Consider the following 23,073-nt stretch of genomic DNA (forward strand, 5'->3'; position numbering starts at 1 on the left):
GTCCGGCCGGGTTCCCCGGGCCATTCGTGCGGCGACACCGCGGGCGAGGACGGTACGGCGGCGGTGCCGGAGCTCCGGCCGAGCTCGTACGGCGCCTGCGGATTGACCCCGGCCAGTGGACCACCGACCGGGGCGAAGATCATTCCCGGCACCGATGCGCGGCGCGAACGGTCGCGGTGGTTCTCCGGCGGCCGGGCTTGCACCTCACGCGACGTCAGGACGCATCGTTTGCTTCATGAGCTTCGAACAGACATGGAAGGTCGGCGCGCTCGCCGAGGCGAGCGGGCTGACGGTACGCACCCTGCACCACTGGGACCAGATCGGGCTGCTCAGCCCCTCGCGGCGCACGGACGGCGGGCACCGCGAGTACACCGAGCAGGACGTGGTCCGGCTGTACCAGGTGCTCGCGCTGCGCGGGCTCGGCCTGGGCCTGGAGTCCATCGCCACCTGCCTGGACGCCGGGGTCGACCCGGTCCGGCTGCTGCGCGAACACCTGGACCGGGTCGAGGAGTCCGTCACCGCCCTTGAGACCCTGCGGCAGCGGCTGGCCCACATCCACGGCGAGCTGGCCGCCGAACGCGAGCCGGACGCCACCACCCTGGTCGGTGTGCTCCGGGCGATGCGCGGTGCCGGCCCGGAAGCCGAACTCGCGCTGCGGCGCCGCCTCGACGAGGACCAGATCCGGGCCCTGCGCGAGCGGACTGCGGCCCTCGGACCAGCCGCGCACTACCTCCTGGAGGTCGAGTGGCCCGAGCTGTACCGCAGGGCCGAGGCGTTGCGGACCTCGGGGGTCGAGCCGAGCGCACCGCAGGTGCGGAAGCTGGTCCGGCGGATGGACGAGCTGAGTGCGCTGTTCAACGGAGGCGACACCGGCATCTCGACGGCGGTCCGTGCCGCCTGGCGGGAGGAACCCGCCGCACTGTCAGGTGACCCCTCCACCCCGGCCGGCGGCTGGCCCGAACTGACCGACTACCTCGACCGCGCCCGCGCTTCGATGTGACGCCCTGTCCGGAGTGATCACCTTCCCAGGAGTGGACATGTCCTCTCGACTCCGTCTCAGCATCGCCCTGTTGTCCACAGTGCCGGTCCTCCTCGCGCTCGTCCTGCCGGCCGCCGCTGGCCTACTGCCGTGGGCCGTGGCCGTTTCCGCCAGCCCGGCACTCGCGGTGCCGGCCGTCGTCACCTACGTACGGCTGGGGCGCACCGCCGCCGGTGCGGCGTTCGAGTCCGCCGGAAACGGTGCACGACCAGGCGGGCGGAAGGGCCGCTGAGGAGTACCGGTGCCGGGCCGGGCAGGCCGACCCCGACGTCCTGGACGTCGCAGCCGGCCCGGCACGGGACGAAGGCGACGACGTTGAAACCGATCTCCGCTGGATGCGGCAGCTCGGAGCACGGCCGTGGCCGCCCGTTCGCCGGCGCCCCGGTCGGTGGTGGACCGCCGACGCCGAGGTCAGCGGTGGTCCGCCAGGGGTCCTCGCGGAGCGCGGGCCGTCAGGCGAGCAGGTCGGCCACCAGCTCGGCGAACTCCTGCGGGGTGAGGATCCGTATGCCGAGCTCCTCTGCCCTGGTCCGCTTGGAGCCGGCCTTCTCTCCTGCGACGAGGAGAGTGGTGCGCTTGGAGACCGAGGACGAGGCCTTGCCGCCGGCCTGCTCGATCAGTTCGTTGATCTCGTTGCGGGAGAGCGCTCCGAGTGGACCGGTCATGCTGCCGGTGACCACCACGGCCTCTCCCGCGAGCGGACCCGCCTGGACCAGCGGCGGGCCGACGACACCGTCGGTACCGGCCGGCACGACAGCCGCGGCGGGAGCCGTCTCGCCGACCCCGACGCCCTGAGCGGCGAGCTTGTCGAGCACGGGGGCGAGTTCGGCGAGCTCGGCGACGATCACCGAAGCCTTCTCCGCGCCGATGCCCTCGACGTCGGCCAAGGCCGCCTCGTCGGCCGCGCGGATGGCGGCCATACTGCCGAAGTGGTTCGCGATGCGCCGCGACATCGACCGGCCGGTACCCCGGACTCCGAGTGCGCAGAACACCCGGTTCAGCGGCCTCGTCCGGGCCGCCTCGATGGCGGCCAGCAGGTTGTCGGCACTGGTCCCGCCCATCCGGTCCAGGGTGAGCAGCTGCTCCCTGGTCAGTGCGAAGAGGTCCGCGACGTCGGCGACCAGCCCGGCATCGACGAGCTGCACGGCGCGAGTGCCGCCGAGTCCCTCGACGTCCAGCTGGTCCCGGCCGACCGCGTAGCGGATGGAGGCGACCGCCTGGCAGCCACGGCCACGGACACAGCGCCAGCGCTGCTGCGAGGTGTCGATCCCGTCGCCGCAGCGGGGGCAGACCTCGGGGAAGACGATCGGCTGCTCCGCGCCGGTGCGCTGCTCGACCAACGGGGCCTCCACCCGCGGGATCACGTCACCGGCCCGGTGGACGAAGACCTGATCACCGATCAGCAGGCCGCGACGGGTGATGTCGGCCGGGTTGTGCAGCGTCGCGTACGTCACGGTGACCCCGTCGACCACCACCGGCTCCAGGACGGCGCGCGGGGCGATCACACCGGTGCGCCCGACGTTCCATTCCACGGCGAGCAGCCGGGTGACCTTGTGCACGGCGGGGAGCTTGTAGGCGACCGCCCAGCGCGGCGCCCGGGAACCGGAGCCGGCCTGCTCCCGGTCAGCGGCGGCGTCCGCCTTGACGACTATCCCGTCGATCCCGAACGGCAGCGATGCGCGCAGGGCTGCGATCTCCTCGATGCGGGACTCGATCTGCGACAGCTCCTCGCAGCGCACGGGGTGCGCGGGGGTGGTGGCCGCGGTGTTGGCGCCGAGCTCGGCGAGGCGGGCGAGCAGCTCGCTGTGGGCGAGCCCGGCGAGGCCGACCGCCCCGTAGGCGAAGAAGGTCAGCTCGATGCGGTACGGACGGTCCTTGGCGCGCAGGGTGCCGGCGGCGCCGTTGCGCGGATTCGCGAACGGGGTCGCGCCGTGCTCTACGCGCACCCGGTTGGCCACCTCGAACTGCTCCTGGGTGAGCAGGACTTCGCCGCGCAGCTCGACGTCCACCGCCTCGGTGAGCAGGGCGGGCAGGCCGAGCACGGCGTCGGCGGCGTGGGTGATGTCCTCGCCCGCCAGTCCGTCGCCCCGGGTGATCAACTGGACCAGCCGGCCCTCGCGGTAACGGGCGGCGACCGCCAGGCCGTCCAACTTGGGCTCCACGCACCAGCCCTGAACCGGCTGCCCGAGTCTGCGCTCCAGCCCGGCGGCCCAGGCCGTCAACTCCTCGGCGGAGAAGACGTTGTCAAGACTGAGCATCGGCACGAAGTGCGGGATGTCCCCGACCGCCGCTCCGCCGGCGACCTTGCCGGTCGGTGACGCCGGCAGCGCCCCGTCGGGGTGCGCGAGTTCGTACGCCTCGATCGCGCGCAGCAGCGCGTCGTACTCGTCGTCACCCAGCGGCGTGCTGCCGTCGGCGTAGTAGGCCGCGGCCGCCTGGACGGCGGTGGTGACGGCATCGGCGTAGGCGGCGGGAGAGACCAGAACGGCTGTTTCCTTCATGCCGCTCATCATGGTGGTAGGCACTGACAACGCCGCCGGTCTGCGGGCTCTCGGACGAGGAGGCCCGGCTCGTCAGCGCGGCATGCGGCCCTGGCTCCTCGGGCCGCCCGGGGTGGGTCGGAACGGCCTCGGCGGGTGCGACGGAGGTCGTTCCGGTCACTCCCTGCGGCTGGTGAGGTAGTGGGTGGTGCACGCGGATGCCAGGCAGAGGCCGGTCGCGATGGCCAGCATGCCGGTTGACGGGGCCAGCAGGGCGGCGGAGTCGGTGGATGTCGCCATCAGCCGGAAGAGCCGGTTGACGGGTGGCGCGCCCTGGGTGAAGAGGAAGCCCATGACCAGGGCCAGCGCCGCGACCAGGGCATGGCCCTGGCGCCTGAACACCAGCCGCGAGCACGGCAGTCCGATGGCGATTCCGGTGAGCGCGCAGGTGAGTTGGGCGATCACCCCGAGCAGGAGGTCGGCAGGACGGACGTGGTAGGAGCCCACCCAGAGCGGGAAGAGCAGCCCGAAGACCATCAGGAACATGCAGCTGATGAGCACCGTGGCGATCGAGCCGGCCAGTACTTTGACCGCCCTGCCGCTGCCGACCACCACGATCGCCCGCTGCACCGGGCTGTCGATACCGATCAGCGCGGTGGTCAGCCAGGTGGAGGCGACGAACAGCGCCCCCGCCGAGGAGGCGTACGCCGGCGGGAGCGGACCGCTGCCGTTGGCGGTCAGCACGCCCATCAGACCGGTGAACAGCAGGAACGGCGCGAGGTACCGCTGGGTGTGCAGCGCGGTGGCGAATGAGTAGCGGATCAGGGCGATCACCGGACACTCCCCCCGGGCACGGCGCCCATGTCCTCGACCGGGTGCGCGGTGGCCCGGCCCCGCTCCTCCCGGGTCACGGTCAGTACCGACCACCCGCTGCGCAGCACGGCCAGCAGCAGCGCGTCGACGAAGTCACGGTCCACGGTGACGACGAGACGGGCGTCGCGCCGCGCGACCGACCGCACACCGCCGAGCGCGTCCCAGTCCGGCTCGCCGGGCGTGCCGCCGTGTTCCGGGAACGTCAGGGCGACCTCGGCAACCGGACGGTGAGCGGGCTGCTCCTGCGGCGGGCGGAGCGCCACCGTCCCCTTGCTGACGGTGTAGGTGCGCGAGGAGAGCACCCTGGTGATCGACTCCCGGTGGTCGGTGAAGACCACCGAACCGCCGGCACGGGCCACCTCGGAGATGATCTCGGTCAGGGTGCCGTGCGCCGAGGCGTCGAGCCCGGACCAGGGCTCGTCGAGCACCAGCAACTCCGGTTCCACCAGCAGCGCCTGGGCCAGCGCCACCTTCTGCGCGTTGCCCTTGGACAGGGTGTGCAGCCGGGCCTCCTTGCCGCCCACCAGCGCGAGGCGGTCCAGCAGTTGGTGCGCCCTGGTGGCGGCGACCCGCGTGCCCAGGCCCCGGATGCGACCCATGTGGGTCAGGTACGCCACGGCCGACATGTGCCCGTCGGGGGCGAAGCGGTCGGGGACGTAACCGACCTGCCGGGGCCGGCCGGAGACCACCCCGCTCGTCGGCCGGGAGGTACCGACCAGCATCCGCAGCAGCGTCGACTTCCCCGACCCGTTGCCGCCCGTGAACGCCACCACCTCCCCGGTGGGTATCTCCGCGTGGACGTCTCTGACGACCCACTCCCCCCGTCCGTAACGCTTGCTCACTGCCTCGAGCCGCGGCACGCCAACTCCTCGTCCCATCCGACTGCCTGACGACACCCGACCACGATAGGAGGTCGGCGCGTTCGCGAAGGCCCGTCCACGCCAGGTGTCGGCCTGGCCGTACCACCGAAGACCACTGCCGACGGGTGGCGTGCCGGTACCACCCGACGAGAACCCGTCGGGTGGCGGCGGCACGGCCCTGGAAGAGGTGGTGTCCGGTCAGTAGTTCCAGACCCGCCCGCTGCCCGGGTTGACCTCGGCGGCGAAGTCGTCCGCGAGCAGCGTCAGCACGGCGCGGCCCTCGATCCGGGTCAGCCAGTCGTGCGGGAGGCGCACGTCCCCGTGGCGTGCGCCGAGCAGGTTGCCGCAGATGGCCCCGGTGGAGTCGCTGTCGCCGGAGTGGTTGACGGAGAGCAGCAGCGCCGCCTCGACGGTGCGCCCGGCCAGCGCCGCGTAGAGCGCGATGGCCAGCGCCTCCTCCGCGATCCAGCCCCCGCCCAGGCTCTCCAGCGTCGAAGGGGTCGGATCGCCCTCGGCCGCGAGGTCGATCGCCTTGCGCAGCGCGGCGGTTGTCTCCTCGTGGCCCGGATAGCGGGCGAGGACCTGCATCGCCCGCAGCGCGGCGCCCTCCAGGCTGTCCCCGTTGACCAGTCGGCTGATCATGGCGGCGAGTGCGCCGGCGGCGTAGTAACCGGTGGGGTGGCCGTGGGTGATCTGGGCGCAGCGGGCGGCGAGTTCGAAGGAGGACTGCGCGCCCGCTCCGGTGAAACCGAAGGGTGCGGAGCGCATGACGGTGCCGCAGCCCTTGGAGTCGGGGTTCACCGGCCCGGGCGTTCCGTCGAGCCCGCCCCACGGTTTCGGGGTGTGGGCCTCCCTTAGGCCGGAGAGGCACGCGTTGCCGGGAGCCCGCCGCGCGTACAGCCAGGTCTGCTCGCGCAGCCATCCGGAGTGGTGCCGGAGGCTGCTGTCCCGGGGCGGCGGGGCGGGGTGGTGCTGGGTGTCCAGCCAGCGCAGGTACGCGTCCATGACCATCGCCGTCTCCGCCCCGCCGATGCCCTTCGCCGCGGCTCGGCGGTAGGCGCCCAGGACCCCTTCGGCGGTGAAGAGGGTCATCTGGGTGTCATCGCTGATCCGCCCGGTCACACCTTCGTGGTCCGGAACGAGGCCGGTGACACCGGCGGCCCCGAATCTCTCCCGGATCGCACTCAGGGGGAGGAACTCGATCGGATACCCGAGGGCGTCCCCGATGGCCCCGCCGAGCACACAGCCCCGGATCCTGGAGCGGTACGCCACCAACTCGTCCCATGACTGATACATCCTCGAAGCCCCCGTAACCCGCTGATCATCACGCTTGCGCCTGCCACATCGTAGAGGCCGGCGGTCTCGCCACCGGCTCTCGGTGACCCCGTTGCTCGAGGGACGCTTGACCGTGTGTCGGGGCCGGGCCCGGCCATGTCGTGACCACGGCACGGCATGCACGGTCCACCGGCGGCACTGTGGCAGGTCGCCGTCCGCCGGTGCGGGGTCACGAGCATCTCCGGGCAGGCAGGAGTGCCCGTCCCCGTCGGCCGACGGGGACGGGCCTGCCGGTGGGATCAGTTGGCGCCGGTCGAAGTGATGGCCGGGGCGCAGGTCTTGGGTGCGGCGTCGTGGTGGCCGGCCAGCCAGAAGCCGACCAGGAGGCCTGCGACCGCCAGCACCTTGTGCCGGTTCTGCTTCCACCACGACGGTGATCCGGCTGCCATGAAACGCAGTTGGGCGTACTCCGGATGCTCACGGGGCGGGGCGTCCCTGAACAGTCCCATCTCTGGTTAACCTCCGCTCACTACGGGCGAGTTCATGACGATACGCCCCATTCCTCCTTGATCGCTGGGATTAAGTGCGGCTCGCGGAAAGCGGCGTCAACGCTGCCGCTCGAGGAGAACCGCGATGCCGTCCAGAATGCGCTGCAGGCCGAACTCGAACAGGCCGTCGAGGTCGAAGTCGTACCCGACCTCGGTGAGCCGTCGCATGTTCGGGAAGTCACCGGCGGCCAGGATCGCGTCCAACGCGGGCTCCTGACTGGCCAGCCACTCCTCGCTGTCGAGGCCGGTGAGTGCCTCCGCGTCCATCTCCAGCTCCAGGTTGACCGCGGTGCCCCGGACGTAGTTGAAGAGCGTGAGGTGCGCGGTGAAGACCGTCGACAGGTCGAGACCGTGGCCGTCCAGGGCGGCAAGTGCCCATTCGGTGTACGGAATCGCGCCGGCGACCGGCTGCGGACGGGTCATCGAGAGGGCCAGCGCCAGCCAGGGATGCCGGCGGAACATCGCCCACAGCATCCCTGCGCCGAGTTCGAGCCGTTCCCGCCAGCCCTCCGGCGGCTCCTCGGGCAGCGGCGACTCGGTGAAGACCCGGTCCAGCATCTGCGTCAGCAGGTCGTCCTTGTCGGCCACGTGCCGGTACAGCGACATGGTCGCCACCCCCAGCTCGGCCGCCACCCGGCGCATCGAGACCGCGGCGAGCCCCTCCCGGTCGGCGACCTCGACGGCCGTGGCGACGATCCGCTCGGATGCGAGCCCGGCTTCCGCTCCACCCCTCCGCCGGGTACGCGCCGCCCGCTCCCCGGCCCCGGCAACAGGCCCGGCAGGAACCGTGCCGGGAGCCGCGGCGGGGGCCGCGGCGGGGGCCGCGACGACGGTGCCGACGCCCGGTACGGCATGGACCAGACCCGCCTGCCGGAGTTCGGTGAGCACCCGGGTGGCGGTCGCCATCGCGACTCCCCACTGCCGGGTGATCTCACGGGTCGAGGGCACCCGGTCACCCGGCGCCAGCTCACCCGACTCGATGCGCCCGCGCAGTTCCGCGACGATCCGGCTGTAGCGCGGCATGTCCTGTTTCTCCACGTCTCCCTCTCCGCACTAGTGCACCTCGAATGGCAACGCCAGCTTAGCCGCAGCACCAAACGGCACCAAGAAGAGCCACCCGCACTAGTGCACTGGATTGCCAACTCGCCTAGTCAGCAGCGGTTTTATGACTTGCATAGTGCACTGCGTACGCCATACATTCTGCTCTATGCAGAACACCGAGATCCTCGTCTCCGGCGGCGGCATCGCCGGACCCGCGCTGGCGTACTGGCTACGCAAGGCAGGCTTCACCGTGACCGTGGTCGAGCGGGCGCCGGCCCCCAGGCCGGGCGGCCAGACCGTGGACCTGCGGGGCGCCGGCCGTACCGTGATCACCCGGATGGGGCTGATGGACCAGGCCCGGGCACTGAGCGTCGACCAGCGCGGCCTGGCCCTGGTCGACACCGCCGGCCGGTTCACCGCCCGGATGCCGGAGGACAGCTTCGGCGGCGAGGGCATCGTCTCCGAGATCGAGATCCTCCGCGGCGACCTGGGCGACCTGCTCCACCAGACGACCCGTCACGACGTCGAGTACCTCTTCGACGACACCGTCACCTGGCTCGACCAGGACGCGGACGGAGTCACCGTCACCTTCGAGAAGTCCGCCCCGCGCCGCTTCGGACTGGTGGTCGGCGCGGACGGACTGCACTCGGTGGTGCGCGCTCTCGCCTTCGGCCCGGAGGCGGAGTGCGTCCGCCCGCTCGGCGTCCACCACGCCTGGTTCACCGCCACCGAGGCCATGGAGCTCGACGGCTGGTACCAGATGTACAACGCCCCCGGCGGACTCGTCGCAGCGGCCCGGCCGGGCCGCCTCCCCGGTGAGGTCAAGGCCGGGCTCAGCTTCCGCTCCGCCCCGATCGCCTACGACCGCCGCGACACCGACGCCCAACGGGAGCTGCTGGCCCGGCGGTTCGCCGGCGCCGGATGGGAGGTCCCGAGGCTGCTGCGGGCCATGCGCACCGCATCCGACTTCCACTTCGACTCGATGGGCCAGGTACACCTCGACTCCTGGTCACGCGGCCGCGCGGTACTCCTCGGCGACGCCGGATACTGCGCGACACCGCTCACCGGCCTGGGCACCAGCCTGGCCCTGGTCGGCGCCTACGTACTGGCCGGCGAGCTGGCCGCGGCCGACGGCGACCACCGCGTCGCCTTCCGCAACTACGACCGGATCATGCGCCCGTATGTCGACCAGGCGCAGGAACTGCCGCCCGGCGGCGCCAAGGGGTACGCGCCGTCCAGCGCGCTGGCCATCCGCCTGCGGGCCGCTTCGATGCGCTCGATGACCCGCTGGCCGATGCGGAACCTGATGGCCGCGCAGTTCGCCAAGGCCGGGAACATCGCCCTGCCCGAGTACGCGTAGCCGTGCTCCGCCGTCGGCGCCGGTCACCAGGTGGCGGCGGGCGATCACTTGACGACCCGCCCGCCCAGCGCCTTTCGCAGGATTCGGCGTCAACGCCCGGCAACGCCGGCCAGTTGTCCCTGCACGGCGGAGGCGGTGCCGGGTCGGGCGGCGATCGTCGGATCCTCGCCCGGGACCTGTCGTCCGCGGTCGAGCCGGCCATCGCCGATGATTGAGCCGGGAACGAGTACGTGGACGCGATGGACGGGCTGGACGTGACTCCTCCCCGGCGTGCGCGCCGGGGCTTCTCGCTATGCCGGGTTGGCCTCGCGACGGACCAGCCCGGCCCGTAGAACGTTGATCGCTCCCACCGTGTCAGCATGCGCCGTGTGGCCGCATGACTGACAGTGGAACTCCTCCTGTGTGGGCCGGTTCTCCCGCGCGGTGTACCCACAAAGCGGGCACTGGCGGGAGGTGTTGCGAGGGTCCACGGCGATGACTTCCCGTCCGGCGCTTTCAGCCTTGACGTGCAGGATCGTCAGGAACACCCCCCAACCGGCATCGGCTATCGAGCGGTTGAGCCCGGCCTTGGCCGCCGCACCGTTGGGAAGGAAGGCACCGGGCCGGTCAGGGTCGGGCTTCGGCACGGGCGAGCGGGTCATGTTGCGGATCTTGAGGTCTTCGTGCGCGATGACGTCATGTGCGCGGACCAGGGTGAGCGCGGTCTTGTGCGCGTGGTCGAGCCGCTGACGGCGGACCTTGCGATGCAGGGTGGCCACGCGCTGAACGGCCTTGCGCCGCCGATTGCCGCGGCGCTGGCACCGGGTGAGGGCCTGTTGCGCGGCTTCGAGCTTCGCAGCAGCCGTCCGACCGTGGCGCGGATTGGGCACGAACCCGCCGTCGGAGTCGGCGAGGAAGTTGGTTATGCCCAGGTCGATACCAACCACGGAGCCGGTGGCCGGGAGTGGTTCGGGCCGGTCCTGCTCGCAGGTCAGCCCGACGAACCACCCACGACCCTCGCGCTTCACCGAGATCGTCTTGACCTTGCCGACCGCCGGGCGGTGCTGGTGCACCTTCACATGGCCGACGCCCTGGAGCCGGACGCGGGTCACCGGGTCGTAGGGGGTGGAATCCCACCGGCATCCGTCGCCGTCCTTCGGGAACTCCACCGTGTCGAACTGGTTGCCACCCCGGAACCGGGGATAGCCGGGCGTCTGGCCGGACTTCACCCGACGAAAGAACGCGGCGAACGCCTTGTCCAGACGGCGCAGCGTGGCCTGTTGGGAGGAGAACGACCACCGGCCCTGACGCTCTGGATCGAACGCCCGGATCTCCTTGAGCTGCGCGGACTGCATCCCGTAATTGATGCTCGTCTTCGAGACGTGCCGGTAGGCGTCGCGGCGTTCTTGCAACGCGCCGTTGTAGAGCGAGCAGTGATCCCGCAGCATCTCGGCGAGGGCTTGGGCCTGCCCCGTGGTGGGCCGCATGAGGAACTTGTACGCACGGATCATCCAGCCCACCCCCTCCTCGCTCATGTGAACGTGGTCACACTAGCATCGGTGTATGTCACCACGCTGGGAGCCAGACCCTGATATCCGACGCGGAAACCACGTTGTTCACAACCTGCATGCGCACTTGGTGTTCGTCACGAAGTACCGGCGTGAGATCTTCAACGACGAGATGCTGAGCCGCTGCGAGGCGATCATGCGGGACGTGTGCGAGAGCTTCGGCGGTGAGCTGCGGGAGTTCAACGGCGAAGGCGACCACGTCCACCTGCTGGTGCACTACCCACCGAAGGTCACCGTCTCCAGGCTGGTCAACAGCCTGAAAGGCGTCAGCTCCCGCTACCTGCGGGCGGAGTACACGGGACGAATCAACCGGATCGGGATGGGCTCGGTGTTCTGGGCACCCTCGTACTTCGTGGGTTCCTGCGGTGGCGCACCACTGAGCATCGTCAAGGAGTACATCGAGAACCAGAAACGGCCAGCCTGACCGTCACCCCAGGACGCAGAGAACTCCGGCGCTCCGCGCCTCCGGGCCAAGGATCGCATTCCCACCCGGCCTGAAGGCCGGGATTCCCTGCGAAGATCAAGGGATGGAAGCACTGAACGAGCAGGCCGCGGTACCGGAGCGGCCGGGGGTGGTGGTCCGTCCGCGCGGGTTGGTGGATCTGCGCGCGCAGGCGGGCGATCCGGTGACGCTGTCGTACCCGCCCGGTTCCGTGGTGGTGGTCTCGGGCCTGCCCGGGGCCGGCAAGAGCACCCTGCTGCGGCGCTGGTCCCGCAGCACCGCGGTGATCGACCCGCGTGCCGCCCACGTCGCCTGGCAGGCCGTCATGCCCGACTGGCTCCCGTACCCGGTGTACCGTCCCGGAGCACGGCTCGACTACTTCCTGCGGCTGAACGCGCGGGCCCGGGACGGGGATCCGGTACTGGTCCACGACTGCGGCAGCCGGTCCTGGATGCGGCGCTGGCTGTCGCTGACCGTCGAGCGCAGCGGGCGTGAGTTGCACCTCGTGGTGCTGGACGTCGGCGCCGCCGAGGCCCTCGCCGGCCAGCGGGCGCGGGGCCGGTGGGCGTCCCGCCGTGTCTTCACCGGGCACCGGCGCGGACTCGGCCGACTGCTGCACGGGCTCTCCCACCACGGCATGCGTACCGTGCCGGAAGCGGCCTCGGTGGTGCTGCTCGACCGGGTGTCCCGGGAACGGATGGTGGCCGTGGAGTTCCCTGCCAGTCGGTCATCCGGCCTGCAGCGGGATGTTGACGCCCACGACCGCGTAGCCGCACCGCTGGAAGGCGCCGTAGCGGGCGAAGGGGATCTCGTCGAAGCCGGCGGCGACCACCAGGAGCGGTGCGCCGCCGCCCGTACGGGGCCGCCGGCCTGTCGGGGCATGATGGCGTCATGCTGATCCGGATCGAAGCGTTCGACCTGCCGGGGCGCAGCTGCGCCCCGGGTCCCGGCTTCCCCGGTGCGGAGAACATCCATGTCGCGGTGCAGCGCCGGGAGCGGCGGGAGGAGCTGCTCGATCCGCAGCCCGGCGACGCCGCCTCGGCGTGCTGGACGTTCGACTGCACGGCGACCGCCACCCGGGCCGGGGTGGACTTCAGGAGCCCCTATGTCCAGGGCCGTCCGGCGGAACGGTTCGTCTACCTGTCCTGGGGCAGTGTCGACGAGCACGGGACGTTCGCCGTGTTCCGCCGGGCGAAGCTGATGCTGGACGACGTCGAACCGGCGGTCGCGGCGGAGGCGCTGCGATCGGGGCTGCTGGTCGCCCGGCTACCGCTCACCGATGCCAAGGGCCACCCGTTGTGCGCCCGGGTACGGCCCCCGCTGGTCACCTGGTCCGCCGCACCCTGACCGAACCCAGCCGGTCCGTTTGCGCCTCGGAGCGTCCCCGCTGTTCAGTCCTTCAGTCCGGCGAGTTCGAGCGGCAGGTGGCGGGGGCCGCGCAGGACCGGGCTGCGCCGGTACGGCGGAGGGTCCTGGAGCAGTCGCGGGCCGTCCAGGCGGCGGACGACCTCGGTGAGCGCGATCTGGGCCTCGATCCGGGCGAGTGGTGCGCCGAAGCAGGCGTGTACGCCGCTGCCGAAGCCGAAGTGCTGGTTGTCCCGGCGGGTCGGGTCGAAACGGTCGGGGTCCTGGAAGCGCCGGGGGTCGCGGTTGCCGGAGGCGAGCACCAGGATGACCGGCACGCCCTTGGGGATGGTGACCCCGGCCACCTCGATGTCGGTGAGCGCGGTGCGCTGCGGCAGCAGATGGACCGGGGGTTCGTAGCGCAGCAGCTCCTCCACCGCCCTCGGCATCAACTCTGGTTCGCGACGCAGCAGTTCCATTGCCTCGGGGTAGCGCAGCAGGGTGAGTACGCCGTTGGTGATCAGGTTGACGGTGGTCTCGTGCCCGGCGATCATCAGCAGGACGGCGGTGGTCATCAGCTCCGGGCGGGTGAAACCGCCCTCGGGTCCGGGGTCGTTGACGAACGCGGAGAGCAGGTCGTCGGAGGGCTTGCCCCGGCGGCCTTCGGCGAGGTCGCCGAGGTACCGGCCCATCGCGGTCCGGGCGTCCGTGGCGGTGCGCAGACGTTCCTCCGGGTTGCTGTCGGGGCTGGGGTCGAAGCCGGCGATCACCGCCTCCGTCCAGGCGTGGAACTTCGGCTCGTCCTCGCGCGGCACGCCGAGCAGCCGGCAGATGACGGTGACCGGGAGCTGGTAGGCGAAGTCCTCGACCAGGTCGATCCGGTCCCGGCCGCGCAGCGCGTCGATCAGCTGGGTGGTGATGTGGGTGATCTCGCCGTGCATGGCGTCGATCCGACCGGGCGTGTGGGGCGGGCCGAAGGGCCGCATGGCGATGTTGCGCAGCCGTTCGTGCTCGGGGTCGTCGCGGCCGATGAAGGCGGGCGGCAGGTCCGTCTCCTCGAACGCGAGCGGGTCCGGGACGGTGCGGTTGCGGCGGTCCGAGCTGATCCTCGGGTCGTGCAGCAGCCCGGCGATCTCGTGGTAGGTGCCGACCAGGTAACTGCCGTCGTCCTGGCGGACCACGCCGGCCTCGCGGAGCTCGGCGTAGAGCGGGTAGGGGTCGGCGCGGTTGGCGTAGTCGGTGATCCGGCGGAACAAGGTGTCGGCGGCGGCCATGCGCGGGGCTCCTCGGCGGTGGCGGTGGCGTCGGTCTCGGGTGTCGCGGGGCTCAGCTCCGGCGTCGCGGGCTCAGCCGCGGTGTTGCGGGGCTCAGCCGCCCCAGCGCCTCAGGGTCAGGCGCAGATCGGGCAGGTGGCCGGTGAGCGCGACGGTCGGGCCGTGCGAGAGCACCTTCGGGTCGGGCACGTCGGAGGGGACGGGCGTGTGCGTGGAGGGCTCGACGGTGGCCGGCTCGGGCGGGAACGGTGCGGCGGTCTGGATCAGCCGCTCGTAGTAGGGCAGCCACTTGGCGCGGTTCACGCTGACGGCGGCCGTCACCCGACCCCGGTAGCCGTACACCGCGACGAACCGGCGCTCCTCCAGCGAGCCCTGGGCGAGGACCACCTGGTCGGAGAAGGTGGGCACGCCGACGGACTTGATGTTGAGGCCGAACTGGCTGGACCAGAAGGCGGGCACGGCCAGGTGGGGGCGCCGCAGCGGTCCGGGGTTGACCATGTTGTGGGCCGCCACCTCGGCCTGCGCGACCGCGTTGCCCCAGTGTTCGAGGGAGATCAGCTGGTACTCGAACAGGGGGTGCGGGAAGCGGGCGACGTCGCCGGCGACGAAGACGTCGTCGGTGACGATCCCGTACATGTTGAAGGCGCGGCAGCCCGCGTCACAGGCCACGCCGCGCGGGCCGGCGGCGAGCCCGGACTCGGCCAGCCATTCGGTGTTGCGGACCGCACCCAGGGCGACCACGGCGACGTCCGCCTCGATCCGGGTGCCGTCCGAGAGTTCGGCGCCGGTCAGCTTGCCGTCGCGGCCGTTCAGCGCGGTGACGGTCACCCCGCAGCGCAGGTCGACCCCGTGGGCGAGCTGGAGTTTGGCGGCGAGGGTGGCGAAGGACTTGCCGAGGGCGCCGACCAGGGGTGCCGGGCCGCGCTCGGTGACGGTCACCTCGAGGCCGCGCTCCCGGCAGGCGGAGGCGATCTCGGAGCCGGTGAACCCTGCACCGATCACCAGGACCCGCCCGGGCCCGGCTTCGAGGCGTTCGGCCAGGCCGGCCGCGTCCTCGGTGGTGCGCAGGGTGAACACCCCGTCGAGCGCTCCCTCTTCGGCGTTCGGCCAGGGCCTGGCCCGGGTCCCAGTGGCGATCAGCAGCCGGTCGTAGGGCAGTTGCTCGCCGTCGGAGAGCAGAACGCGCTTGCCGATCGGTTCCACCCCGGTGGCACGCATACCGAGCTTCCACTCGGCGTCCACCTCGCGGCGCCGGGGCAGCAGGGTCTCCTCGGCGCGCACCCGTCCGAGCAGCACCTGCTTGGACAACGGCGGCCGGTCGTACGGGGGTCGGCGTTCATCCCCGACCATGGTCAGCTCGCCGGTGAAGCCCTCGTCGCGCAGCGTCTCGGCGGCTCGCAGACCGGCCAGCGAGGCTCCGACGATGACGATCCGGCCGCTCTTCAGGTCATCTGGCATCTGGGGCCGCCTCCTCCTCGACCAGGATGGCCTGCACCGGGCAGGCCGCGGCGGCCCGGCGGACCCGCTCGCGCTCGTTCTCCGGTGCCAGTGGGGTGTACAGCAGGGCCTCCTCGCCGTGCAGCTCGAACACCTGCGGTGCGAGGAACACGCACTGCGCATAGCCCTGACAGCGGTTGAGGTCGACGACGATCTTCATCCCGGGTCTCTCCTCCCAGCACGGCGTCTTCCTCCGTCCTACCGCCGCCCGGCCGGCAGTGCGGCCGGTGCTGCTCCGCGCGAGGGTTCACGGAGCGTGGGGTCCGGACGCGGGGACCGCGCGGCCGACCCGTTTCGACCCGGCCCGACCGGCCGTGCGGCTACCAGCGGCCCGGACGCTGCGCGGTGCCGGCCAAGGACCGGGGCAGCGGCCTCGGCCGCCTCGGCACCGGTGCTCACCAGGGGTTTCCCTGTCGTCCGTGGCGAGAGGAAACGGGAAACCCATGGACCGGCCCCAAGGCGGCGCCGACGCTGCTGACAGCGGACGATCCGCCCGGATCGCCGCGAAGCGAAGTACCGGAGCACAGGAGGAAGACATGGCTGTGGGAAGGAAGTTCGCGGTGGCTCTGGCCGCCGCCGCACTCACCGCGGGACTCGGCGCCGCCGCGCCCGGCGCCACCGCTGCTGCCCCCGCCCCGGCGGCCGCCGGGGTGCGGACCACCGCCGACTGCAGCGTCCACAGCGACGGCAAGCTGTGGTGCGGCAACAAGGCCGGGGCGAAGGCGTACGCGGACCGCTCGTACGGCTCCGCGGTGCGCGGGCGCCTGCTCACCACGTACAGCTGGTTCGCCTGCTGGGGCCACGGGGACCGCCACCCGGGCGGGAACGACATCTGGTACTGGACCCAGACCGATGACGGCCCGTGGGGCAACGTCCCTGCGGTGGACATCTACACCTCCGTCGACCCGGCGCCGGGCCTGCGGGAGTGCTGACCGCTCAGCGCTGACGGCGGGGACCTCGGCCTTCGCGGTCCCCGCTCCCCGCCCCTCGACGACCACCACCACGAAGGAGTCCCCGTGAAGCTGCGTTCCTGGGCCGCCACCGCGGTCCTTTCCGTCACCGCCGTCCTGCTGCCCGCCGCGAACGCCGTGGCGGCTCCGGCCGACGGCCCGCCCGGGTGCCCCGGCGGCTCGGTCTGCTTCTGGAGCGGTGTGGACTTCCACGGCTACGGCTGGGAGTGGACGGCCAAAAGCGGCTACCGCGACCTGCCGTCCGAACTCCACGACAACACGGGCTCGTTCGTGGCGAACACCGACGCCTGCCTCACCAACTGGAATCCGACGGAGACCCGGCAGGTGCGCAGCGGCGACTGGCGCCGCTCCTACAACGACGACTTCGGCGGCCGGATCGACGGCGTCAACGGGGGCAACTGCTGATCTCCGCAGCACCCCCGGGGCCAGCGCCTCTTCCTGCCGCGGAGGCGGCGGGCCCCGGCGGACCGGATCGGGGGCCCGGACGCGGGCCACGGTCGCAGGCCGCCCGGGCACGGTCGGCCAGGTGGTGGCCGGTGCTCTGATCGCCGCGTACCACCGCTCGGTCAGGGCCACCCCGCGCCACCGTCTGAGGCGGCTGGCCGCATCCTGAGCAGCGGACTCCGTAGGCCGATTGGCGTGCGGAAGGTATAAAATCGCCCAAACCGGCGCGCTGCGGCCGCTGTTCCGCACGGGCGCGGCCGAAGGTGCGGCTCATGGCCACAGATACGCTCACCGAACCCCGGACTCCCGATCCCCTCGCCCCCCGCCTCCGCAGAGCCCCGTGGAAGTCCCCCGAGGGACAGCCCGGATACGCCCGCCCGGTGCTGCTGGGCATCGCCGGCGTCGCGGCCGTGCTGTTCGCCTGGCGCATCAACCACAGCCAGTACCACGGCTTCTACGCCGGCGCCGTGCGCAGCATGACCGAGAGCTGGAAGGCGTTCTTCTTCGGCTCGTTCGATCCCGCGAACACCATCACCCTGGACAAGCTGCCCGGCTTCCTATGGCCGCAGGCACTGGCCGCGCGCCTGCTGGGGTTCCATCCCTGGGTGCTGGCGCTGCCCCAGGTGGCCGAGGGAGTGCTGACCGTACTGGTGCTCTTCCGTACGGTCCGCCGCTGGGCGGGGGTCGACGCGGGCCTGCTCGCGGCCGCCGCCTTCGGCCTCACGCCGGTGACCGTCGGGCTGTTCCGCACCTCGGTCGAGGATCCCGCCTTCACGCTGCTGCTGGTGCTGGCGGCGGACGCGGCGCAGCGGGCGGCGCTCTCGGCCCGGCTGCGTTCACTTCTGCTGTGCGCGGTGTGGGTCGGGCTGGCGTTCCAGGCGAAGATGCTGGAGGCGTGGACGGTGCTGCCGGCGCTGGCCGCCGTGTACCTGCTCGCGGCGCCGGTCCCGCTCTGGCGGCGGCTGGGGCACCTGGTGCTGGCCGGGCTGCTGGCGCTGGCCGTGTCGGTCTCCTGGATGGCCGTCGTCACCGCCGTCCCGGCCGGGCACCGTCCGTTCGTGGACGGCAGCACGGACAACTCGGCGATCAGCATGGTGGTCGGCTACAACTTCCTGAACCGGTTCTCCTCCGTGGGGCTGAACGCGGCGGACACCGGGAGCGTGGTGGCGGTCCGTGGCGGTCCGCGCCCGACCGCGACGGGCACGTCGCCCACGGCGTCCCCGTCCTCGGCTGCCGGTACGGGGTCGGCTCCGGCCACGGCTCCCGCCGCGACGCCGACCGGCGCCCCGGCGGCCGCCGGAACGAGCGGCGGCTCGCGGGACGGTGGTTGGACCAAGATGTTCGGCCGCCAGTTCGCGCCGCAGACCGGCTGGTTCTACCCGTGGGCCGCGCTGGCGCTGCTCTGCGGTCTGCTCTGGCGGCGGCGCGAACGGCGTACGGACGCGCTGCGGTCGGGCATCGTCCTGTGGGGGACGTGGCTGGGGCTGTTCTTCCTGGTGTTCAGCGCGGGCAGTGTGGGCAGACACAGCTACTACATGGGCGTGGTCGCCGTCGCACTGGCGGCGCTGAGCGGCGCGGGTGCGGTGCTGATGTGGCGGGAGTTCCGCTCCGAGAGCAGGCGGGCGTGGGCACTTCCTGCCGCGATCACCGGCACCGTCCTATGGCATGTCTTCCTGGCCACCCGCTTCCCGGAGTTCCTGCCGTGGCTGGCGGCCACCGTGCTCTCGCTCGGCGGGCTGGCGCTGGGCCTCCTCGGGCTGGCCCGGCTCGGCGAGGTGGCGGACCAACCCGGGCAGCCGGGGCACCCGGATCGGCCGGCCGGTCACCGGCTGGTCCTGGCGGGCGGGCTGACGGCGGCCGTCGCAGCGGCTCTGGTCGCACCGGGCGCCTGGGCCTCCTCGGTGCTGACTGCGAAGCGTGGCGGCTCCAGCATGGGCGCCGTCGGTCCGTCGGACGCCCGGCCGGCGGCCGCCGGGCAGCCTCTGCGCCGGGTCGACAGCAGCACGAGCGGTAACTCCACCGGGCGACTGACCGCCTCGCAGCAGGCCCTGCTCGGGTATCTGCGCGTACACCGGAACGGCTCCGCCTACCTGTTCGCGGCCTCCAGCTGGGGCGGCGCCTCGCCGTTCATCCTGGCCACCGGGGAGAAGGTCCTGCCGATGGGCGGCTTCACGGGCCTGGCACCCTCGCCGACGATGCCGGAGTTCCGACGGCTGGTGGACACCGGAGCGGTGCGCTACGTCCTGCTCGGCAACAGCCTCACGCCCGGCTCCGCACCCACCGGCAGCCCGACCGGTTCCGCCGCGTCGCAGATCCGGTCCTGGGTCCGGTCCAGCTGCGCCGAGGTTCCGGCCGGAGAGTACGGCGTCGGCGCACCGACCACCGCACCGGGCGACTCCCGGGCGCTCGACGACGACTTCGCGACCCAGCAGCGGCTCTACGCCTGTGCCCCGACCCGCTGATCCGTTCCGTTCCCGATCGGACCTGCATCTATCACACCGTCTTCACAAGAAGATGAATAGTCGACAACAGTCCATCCGATCCGGCCATATCTGAAAGCATCCGTCCGATGGCTGGACAGCGATCGTCCGGATAGCGGACCGGAATCTGGACACCGGCTAGATCGTCGCCGAACCAGTCAGGCCACGGGTTCTCGGCGGCTCACCGGCGACCCGACCGTCCGCACCACCGCGCCGCGACCGTCCGTCCCCCGCACGGCGGACGCCGCGCGGCCGGGTCGGCAGAAGTCCGGATTCATTCCCACTGGTTGGCCTTCGTAGGGTTTTTCGTCGAAAGTCGCACAGGTGAACGCCTTTCAGCGCCTCTTGGCAGGTGAGGCCTTACGACACCGCGACTTCCGGTTCCTGCTGTCCGGAGCTGCCGCGAGCCAACTCGGCAGCCAGGTGACCCTGGTGGCCCTGCCGTTGGCCGCCGTGCTGGTCCTCAACGCCTCACCGCTCCAAGTCGGCCTGCTCACCGCCGCCGAGACCGCGGCCTTCCTGTTGGTCGGCCTGCCCGCGGGTGCCTGGGTGGACCGGATGCGCAAGCTTCCGGTGCTGATCCGCGCCGACGTGGTGCGCTGCCTGGCGGTGGGCTCGGTCCCGGCGGCCGCGGCCGCGGGTGTGCTGACGATGGCCCAGCTGTACGTGGTGGCCCTGGTCACCGGCGTGGCCACGGTGTTCTTCGACGTCGCACACCAGTCCTTCCTGCCTCGGCTGCTGCCGCAGCGGCAACTGGTCGAGGGCAACGGCGCGCTGGAGACGGTGCGATCCACGGCCCAGGTCGCCGGTCCCGGGCTCGGCGGCGGACTGGTCCAGCTGCTCGGCGCCCCGCTGGCCATCGTGGCCGACGCGATCGGCTACCTCACCTCGGCCCTGCTGCTCCTGCGGATCCGCGTCCAGGAGGCCCGCCCCGAACCGGCGCCCGACCGGTCGCTGCGGGCGGACATCGCCGAGGGCGTCTCGTTCGTCCTGCGGCACCCGCTGCTGCGGATCATCGCGGTCACCACCGCCGGCTCCAACTTCTTCTCCGCCCTGCTGGCCGCGGTGCAGACCGTCTTCTGGGTCAGGGTGCTCTCGCTCTCGCCCGGCACCATCGGACTGCTGCTGTCGGTGTCGGCCGTCGGCGGTCTGGCCGGGGCGCTCTGCGCCGGGCCGCTGGCCGCGAAGTTCGGGCAGGGCAGGCTTATCTGGCTGTCAATCGCGGTCAGTTCACCGTTCGCGGTGCTGTGGCCGCTGTCCGCCGGGAGCGCCGGCGCGGTGCTGTTCGGCGCCGGGTCGGCCGTGGCACTGTTCGGCGCCGTGGCCTACAACGTCGCCCAGGTGAGCTTCCGTCAGACCATCTGCCCGCCCGCGCTGCTGGGCCGGATGAACGCCACCATGCGCTTCCTGGTCTGGGGCACCATGCCGCTGGGAGCGCTGGCCGGCGGCGCCATCGCCGCCGCGGCCGGGCCCAGGACCGCGCTGTGGGTGTGCGCCGCGGGGTTCCTCGCCGTGCCGGTACCGGTACTGCTGTCGCCGCTGCGGCGGATGCGGGACCTGCCGACCGGGGGCGCGTCCGAGAGCGCGTCTGCCGCCGAGGGCGCGTACGCGTCCGAGAGCGCGTCCACGTCCGTAGCCGGGCGCGTCGCCGAGGGCGCGTACGCGACCGAAGCCGAGCACCTGGCCGAGACCGGGTCCGTGGGCGGAGGCGGCTCTGTCGCCGATAACGCCGGGGTCAAATCCGGGCAAAGAGTCGACGACCGCACCGGGGAGCCGGACGCGGAACCCGCTTCCGTCCCACCCGCCCGCTGAGGGCGCCGCCGCCCCGGCACCGTCCCGCCCGTCCTGAACCGGGCGCCCGGGAACCACCACCGGGCCTGCCCCGCACCACAACGTCCGCTGAACCTGGCTCCCCGGCACCACTCCCGGGGCTGCCCCGAACCACCAGAGCCGAAGCGGAGATCCTCCCGTGCCCGCCAGCCTCACCGACGCCTATCTCACGCGCTACCGGTCCGCCCTCTCCTCCTCCGCCGACCCGGCCGCGGCCACGCTGCTCCCGGTGACCGGCGCCCAGCGCCGGTTCCTGCTCGCCCGCCGGCTCGACCCGCAGGGCCGTCCCGACGTCGTACCGCTGTTCTTCGCCTACCCGCGCGGAACGGTCGACCCGCTCCGCCTGCACCGCGCCGCGCTCCGGGTCGCGGCCCGCCACCCGGCGCTGCGCGGCACCTTCACCGCCCTGCGCGGCACGCCCGTGCTGCGGCTCGGCGCTCCGGCCGCCGAGGTGCGGGAAGTCCCGGTGCCGCCCAGCGGTACCGCCGACGAGGCACTGCGTCGGGCGCTGCTGGAGTGGACGGTGGACGGGCCCGCGCTGCGGCTGCTGCTGGCGCGCGACCCCGAGCAGGACGAGGAGGTGCTGGCCGTCGCCCTGGATCACGCGGCCTGTGACGAACAGTCACTCGGCATCGTCACCGCCGACATCGCCCTGGCCTACCAGGACGACGCCCAGGCCGACCCGGATCCGCGCGAGCTCGCCGCCGCCGTGGACGCCTACCGCGAGGCGGTCGAACTCCAGCTCGCCGCCGAGGCCAAGGCCACCTCGCCCGCCGCGCACGCCCACTGGGCCGCCCGGCTCTCCGGCCTCGGCGCCGCTCCGGCATCCGCCGGCGGCGACCAGCCGACCGGAATGCTGAGCCACCGGCTGCCCGTGGGCGACGGCCCCGCGCACCGGATCGCGTTCCCCGCCCTGCTGGCCGCCGTCGCGACGGCCGCCTACCGGCTGTTCGGGACCGGGCGGGCGCTCGCGCTCGGCTACCCGTGGGGCGGTCGGCCCGCCGCCGCGCAGCAGGCGCTGGGCTGCTTCCTGAACACCCTGGTGCACCCGGCGGCCCCCGGCCCGGCCGACCTCGACGAGCTCAGCGCCTCGTGGTGGGACGACCTCGACCACGCCGACATGCCGTTCGACGAGGTGGTCCACGCCGCGCGGTCGGCCGGGGCGCAGTGGAGCGGGGCGCTGGACGGCCTGCTCACCTTCGAGGACCTGCAGCGACGCCCTCCGCTGGTGCTCGGCGGCACGGAAGGCCGGGAGACGCATCTGGCCGGCCGGCCGCTCACGGCCCCGTTCGCGGTGTCCGTCTCCCACGGCGACGACCTACTGGTCCGCCTCGCCTGGGACCGTGCCCACTTCACCGACGAAGCGGTCCACACCGCCTTCCACGCCCTGCTCGACTCCCTGCACGACTAGCGCGCCGACCGAGACCCGCACCGCCTCGGAAGCACGGCGAACCGCGCGGCCCACCCCACAGCCGAGCCCGCCCTGCGAAAGCCGTCCACGAATCCGGCTCCCGAAGCGCGCGGTAGCACGTGAACGGCCCCGCACCACCGTGGCCGACCCCGCACCACCGTGGCCGACCCCGCACCACCGTGGTCGGCCACGCATGCCGCACCCCGCACCACCGTGGTCGGCCGGGCACGCCGCCCACCCCCGAGGTGCCGCCCGACTGTCCGAAGACCTGACGTCCCGTCATATCCCGACCCGCGACACGCCCCGACCGGGCGCCTGCCGCGGCGCCGGGAACTCCCGCCACAAGCAAAGGGATCC

Annotated in this window: 21 protein-coding genes; 11 read left to right on the top strand and 10 right to left on the bottom strand. The window is 72.4% G+C overall.

The features are described from left to right. The first annotated feature begins 235 nt into the window (after positions 1-235). Both ACZ5ON_RS08495 and ACZ5ON_RS08500 read left to right on the top strand, forming a co-directional pair. Positions 236-1,000 carry a MerR family transcriptional regulator gene (locus tag ACZ5ON_RS08495; RefSeq protein ID WP_465587443.1) on the top strand — a complete coding sequence of 255 codons (765 nt, stop codon included), beginning with the start codon at positions 236-238 and terminating at the stop codon, positions 998-1,000. 37 nt (positions 1,001-1,037) lie between these two features. After that, positions 1,038-1,271, top strand: a complete 234-nt coding sequence (locus ACZ5ON_RS08500) for a hypothetical protein (RefSeq protein ID WP_465587446.1) — start codon at positions 1,038-1,040, stop codon at positions 1,269-1,271. A 220-nt stretch (positions 1,272-1,491) separates the two neighbouring features. Here ACZ5ON_RS08500 and ligA read toward each other — a convergent pair whose 3' ends face one another. The 6 genes from ligA to ACZ5ON_RS08530 all read right to left on the bottom strand — a co-directional run bounded on the left by ligA (position 1,492) and on the right by ACZ5ON_RS08530 (position 8,098). Beyond that, positions 1,492-3,549, bottom strand: a complete 2,058-nt coding sequence (gene ligA, locus ACZ5ON_RS08505; protein ID WP_465587938.1) for an NAD-dependent DNA ligase LigA — start codon at positions 3,547-3,549, stop codon at positions 1,492-1,494. A gap of 147 nt (positions 3,550-3,696) precedes the next feature. Next, positions 3,697-4,353, bottom strand: a complete 657-nt coding sequence (locus tag ACZ5ON_RS08510) for a hypothetical protein (protein ID WP_465587449.1) — start codon at positions 4,351-4,353, stop codon at positions 3,697-3,699. Then, complete coding sequence (locus ACZ5ON_RS08515) at positions 4,350-5,252, bottom strand: ATP-binding cassette domain-containing protein (RefSeq protein WP_465587452.1); 903 nt, start codon at positions 5,250-5,252, stop codon at positions 4,350-4,352. Before ACZ5ON_RS08515 ends, ACZ5ON_RS08510 begins: the two co-directional genes overlap by 4 nt. 198 nt (positions 5,253-5,450) lie before the next feature. Then, positions 5,451-6,548: an ADP-ribosylglycohydrolase family protein gene (locus ACZ5ON_RS08520; protein ID WP_465587455.1), complete on the bottom strand. Its 1,098-nt coding sequence runs from the start codon at positions 6,546-6,548 to the stop codon at positions 5,451-5,453. Positions 6,549-6,826: 278 nt separating this feature from the next. Further along, positions 6,827-7,036, bottom strand: a complete 210-nt coding sequence (locus ACZ5ON_RS08525) for a hypothetical protein (RefSeq protein ID WP_344637710.1) — start codon at positions 7,034-7,036, stop codon at positions 6,827-6,829. Positions 7,037-7,132: 96 nt separating this feature from the next. After that, positions 7,133-8,098, bottom strand: a complete 966-nt coding sequence (locus ACZ5ON_RS08530) for a TetR/AcrR family transcriptional regulator C-terminal domain-containing protein (protein WP_465587941.1) — start codon at positions 8,096-8,098, stop codon at positions 7,133-7,135. A gap of 184 nt (positions 8,099-8,282) precedes the next feature. Here ACZ5ON_RS08530 and ACZ5ON_RS08535 point away from each other — a divergent pair, with 184 nt between their 5' ends. Beyond that, the gene (locus ACZ5ON_RS08535; RefSeq protein WP_465587460.1) at positions 8,283-9,476 is read left to right on the top strand and encodes an FAD-dependent monooxygenase; all 1,194 of its coding nucleotides are present in this window, start codon (positions 8,283-8,285) and stop codon (positions 9,474-9,476) included. A gap of 290 nt (positions 9,477-9,766) precedes the next feature. Here the strand turns inward: ACZ5ON_RS08535 and ACZ5ON_RS08540 are convergent, their stop codons facing one another. Beyond that, entirely contained in the window at positions 9,767-10,966 is a 1,200-nt protein-coding gene (locus ACZ5ON_RS08540) for an RNA-guided endonuclease InsQ/TnpB family protein (protein ID WP_465587948.1), read from the bottom strand. A gap of 52 nt (positions 10,967-11,018) precedes the next feature. Between ACZ5ON_RS08540 and tnpA the strand changes: the two genes are divergently transcribed. The 3 genes from tnpA to ACZ5ON_RS08555 all read left to right on the top strand — a co-directional run bounded on the left by tnpA (position 11,019) and on the right by ACZ5ON_RS08555 (position 12,812). Beyond that, a complete protein-coding gene (gene tnpA / locus ACZ5ON_RS08545; protein WP_465587463.1) occupies positions 11,019-11,447 on the top strand; it encodes an IS200/IS605 family transposase in 429 nt (142 codons plus the stop codon). Positions 11,448-11,550: 103 nt separating this feature from the next. Then, complete coding sequence (locus tag ACZ5ON_RS08550) at positions 11,551-12,363, top strand: ATP-binding protein (RefSeq protein ID WP_465587466.1); 813 nt, start codon at positions 11,551-11,553, stop codon at positions 12,361-12,363. Beyond that, positions 12,357-12,812, top strand: a complete 456-nt coding sequence (locus tag ACZ5ON_RS08555; RefSeq protein ID WP_465587469.1) for a DUF5990 family protein — start codon at positions 12,357-12,359, stop codon at positions 12,810-12,812. Before ACZ5ON_RS08550 ends, ACZ5ON_RS08555 begins: the two co-directional genes overlap by 7 nt. Positions 12,813-12,856: 44 nt before the next feature. Here the strand turns inward: ACZ5ON_RS08555 and ACZ5ON_RS08560 are convergent, their stop codons facing one another. From ACZ5ON_RS08560 to ACZ5ON_RS08570, 3 genes are all read right to left on the bottom strand, one after another. Next, positions 12,857-14,083, bottom strand: coding sequence for a cytochrome P450 (locus tag ACZ5ON_RS08560; protein ID WP_465587473.1), 1,227 nt, complete (start codon positions 14,081-14,083; stop codon positions 12,857-12,859). 93 nt (positions 14,084-14,176) lie between these two features. Further along, on the bottom strand, positions 14,177-15,541 hold the full coding sequence (locus tag ACZ5ON_RS08565) for an NAD(P)/FAD-dependent oxidoreductase (protein ID WP_465587476.1): 1,365 nt from the start codon (positions 15,539-15,541) through the stop codon (positions 14,177-14,179). After that, entirely contained in the window at positions 15,531-15,740 is a 210-nt protein-coding gene (locus ACZ5ON_RS08570; protein WP_465587479.1) for a ferredoxin, read from the bottom strand. The genes ACZ5ON_RS08565 and ACZ5ON_RS08570 overlap by 11 nt, the downstream gene beginning before the upstream one ends. Positions 15,741-16,116: 376 nt before the next feature. On the opposite strand from ACZ5ON_RS08570, the gene ACZ5ON_RS08575 reads away from it, so the two are divergent. From ACZ5ON_RS08575 to ACZ5ON_RS08595, 5 genes are all read left to right on the top strand, one after another. After that, complete coding sequence (locus tag ACZ5ON_RS08575; protein WP_465587482.1) at positions 16,117-16,512, top strand: hypothetical protein; 396 nt, start codon at positions 16,117-16,119, stop codon at positions 16,510-16,512. An 84-nt stretch (positions 16,513-16,596) separates the two neighbouring features. Further along, on the top strand, positions 16,597-16,956 hold the full coding sequence (locus tag ACZ5ON_RS08580; RefSeq protein ID WP_465587485.1) for a peptidase inhibitor family I36 protein: 360 nt from the start codon (positions 16,597-16,599) through the stop codon (positions 16,954-16,956). A gap of 311 nt (positions 16,957-17,267) precedes the next feature. Continuing rightward, positions 17,268-19,457: an ArnT family glycosyltransferase gene (locus ACZ5ON_RS08585; RefSeq protein ID WP_465587488.1), complete on the top strand. Its 2,190-nt coding sequence runs from the start codon at positions 17,268-17,270 to the stop codon at positions 19,455-19,457. 342 nt (positions 19,458-19,799) lie between these two features. Next, on the top strand, positions 19,800-21,287 hold the full coding sequence (locus ACZ5ON_RS08590; RefSeq protein ID WP_465587491.1) for an MFS transporter: 1,488 nt from the start codon (positions 19,800-19,802) through the stop codon (positions 21,285-21,287). 157 nt (positions 21,288-21,444) lie between these two features. Beyond that, positions 21,445-22,716, top strand: coding sequence for a condensation domain-containing protein (locus ACZ5ON_RS08595; RefSeq protein ID WP_465587494.1), 1,272 nt, complete (start codon positions 21,445-21,447; stop codon positions 22,714-22,716). Positions 22,717-23,073 lie beyond the last annotated feature (357 nt).

The organism is Kitasatospora sp. NPDC032150, from assembly GCF_055579945.1.

Bases quoted from the DNA above. Each gene is read 5' to 3' on its own strand.
- ACZ5ON_RS08560 (WP_465587473.1), bottom strand. From the start codon at position 14,083: ATGGCCGCCGCCGACACCTTGTTCCGCCGGATCACCGACTACGCCAAC.
- ACZ5ON_RS08540 (WP_465587948.1), bottom strand. From the start codon at position 10,966: ATGATCCGTGCGTACAAGTTCCTCATGCGGCCCACCACGGGGCAGGCC.
- ACZ5ON_RS08535 (WP_465587460.1), top strand. From the start codon at position 8,283: ATGCAGAACACCGAGATCCTCGTCTCCGGCGGCGGCATCGCCGGACCC.
- tnpA (WP_465587463.1), top strand. From the start codon at position 11,019: ATGTCACCACGCTGGGAGCCAGACCCTGATATCCGACGCGGAAACCAC.
- ACZ5ON_RS08500 (WP_465587446.1), top strand. From the start codon at position 1,038: ATGTCCTCTCGACTCCGTCTCAGCATCGCCCTGTTGTCCACAGTGCCG.
- ACZ5ON_RS08555 (WP_465587469.1), top strand. From the start codon at position 12,357: ATGCTGATCCGGATCGAAGCGTTCGACCTGCCGGGGCGCAGCTGCGCC.
- ACZ5ON_RS08575 (WP_465587482.1), top strand. From the start codon at position 16,117: ATGGCTGTGGGAAGGAAGTTCGCGGTGGCTCTGGCCGCCGCCGCACTC.
- ACZ5ON_RS08585 (WP_465587488.1), top strand. From the start codon at position 17,268: ATGGCCACAGATACGCTCACCGAACCCCGGACTCCCGATCCCCTCGCC.
- ACZ5ON_RS08495 (WP_465587443.1), top strand. From the start codon at position 236: ATGAGCTTCGAACAGACATGGAAGGTCGGCGCGCTCGCCGAGGCGAGC.
- ACZ5ON_RS08565 (WP_465587476.1), bottom strand. From the start codon at position 15,541: ATGCCAGATGACCTGAAGAGCGGCCGGATCGTCATCGTCGGAGCCTCG.
- ACZ5ON_RS08550 (WP_465587466.1), top strand. From the start codon at position 11,551: ATGGAAGCACTGAACGAGCAGGCCGCGGTACCGGAGCGGCCGGGGGTG.
- ligA (WP_465587938.1), bottom strand. From the start codon at position 3,549: ATGAGCGGCATGAAGGAAACAGCCGTTCTGGTCTCTCCCGCCGCCTAC.
- ACZ5ON_RS08525 (WP_344637710.1), bottom strand. From the start codon at position 7,036: ATGGGACTGTTCAGGGACGCCCCGCCCCGTGAGCATCCGGAGTACGCC.
- ACZ5ON_RS08530 (WP_465587941.1), bottom strand. From the start codon at position 8,098: ATGCCGCGCTACAGCCGGATCGTCGCGGAACTGCGCGGGCGCATCGAG.
- ACZ5ON_RS08520 (WP_465587455.1), bottom strand. From the start codon at position 6,548: ATGTATCAGTCATGGGACGAGTTGGTGGCGTACCGCTCCAGGATCCGG.
- ACZ5ON_RS08570 (WP_465587479.1), bottom strand. From the start codon at position 15,740: ATGAAGATCGTCGTCGACCTCAACCGCTGTCAGGGCTATGCGCAGTGC.